Source organism: Mesorhizobium sp. WSM4809 (genome assembly GCF_055811655.1).
Genome location: NZ_JBVVQW010000056.1, coordinates 1 through 1,049 on the forward strand (window position 1 = coordinate 1; position 1,049 = coordinate 1,049).

At 58.0% G+C, this 1,049-nt stretch carries 1 protein-coding gene and 1 pseudogene; both read right to left on the reverse strand.

What is annotated here, in order from left to right:
* Positions 1–427 (reverse strand): annotated as a pseudogene (locus AC0L24_RS33810) (transposase); the annotation flags it as partial.
* A gap of 316 nt (positions 428–743) precedes the next feature.
* On the reverse strand, positions 744–977 hold the full coding sequence (locus AC0L24_RS33815; protein ID WP_473565082.1) for a hypothetical protein: 234 nt from the start codon (positions 975–977) through the stop codon (positions 744–746).
* Positions 978–1,049: the final 72 nt, after the last annotated feature.

The window sequence follows — 1,049 nt, forward strand, 5'->3', positions numbered from 1 at the left end:
AAGTGATCCGTGGACAGGAGCTTCTTGACCTTGGGCTGCGCCAGCACCGCAGCAAGGAACTTTGTCGCGATGTCGCCCTCCAGCAGCCGGTCACGGTTTTTGGAGAACACAGAATGATCCCAGGCCGCATCGTCAACGCCAATCCCGACGAACCAGCGGAACAGAAGGTCGTATTCCAGCCGCTCCATCAACAGCCGCTCCGAGCGGATCGAATAGAAAGCCTGCAAAAGCATCGCCCGCAGCAGCTTCTCCGGCGGGATCGAGGGCCGCCTGATCGGCGAATACAGCGCTGCAAACTCACGCTCCAGCGCCGACAGGCTTCATTCACAATCGTCCGAATCGCCCGTAACGGATGATTGCGCCGCACCCGCGCCTCAAGGTCAACATAGCTGAACAGTTCGCCAGTTCGATCGTCGCCCCCGCGCACTCGTCACCTCCGAATCCCTTCGGAACCAGTGAATCATCGCTGCGGTCCGGTGGCGAGTGCCTTTTTCAACAGCCTGCTAGAGAGAGTGGAAAAAGCACCAAGAATACGAGCCACATTAGGGCGCCTATTGCGAAGCCGACTACTCCGGTGATCCAGGCGGCCGTCATACCCCGCGCTGTCAGGAAAAAATATGCGGGAATCCCAAATGCCAGAGTGCCGCCGTAGCTCAGGAATGCAGCGATGACCATCATCGTCAGCCGCCATCCCAGAGCGAGATGGCCAGCAAACGACCAAACCAGGACAAACAGCGGAACCGCTAAAGGCGCACGAAAAATGCGACGGTGCGGCGCTGCATGGATTGCCTCACTTGAGTTTGTTTGTTGATGATCGCCAGGCGATTGCCGTTGGCGTCGTAGGTATAGCGCAGCGTCGGACCGGTCTCGACTTTGCTGGTGGCCAGTTGGTTCTTGCCACCGCGATCTCTAATCAGCAGCGCGCCCAGATGCTGACGATCAATCGAAGAAACGGAGAGGAATATTCCTGTGCGCATGCGCCAGACTCGCATGCGCAGTCACAAAAGGGAATCCCAAGCCGGACTCTTATGTCAGGCGTAAACCACTAG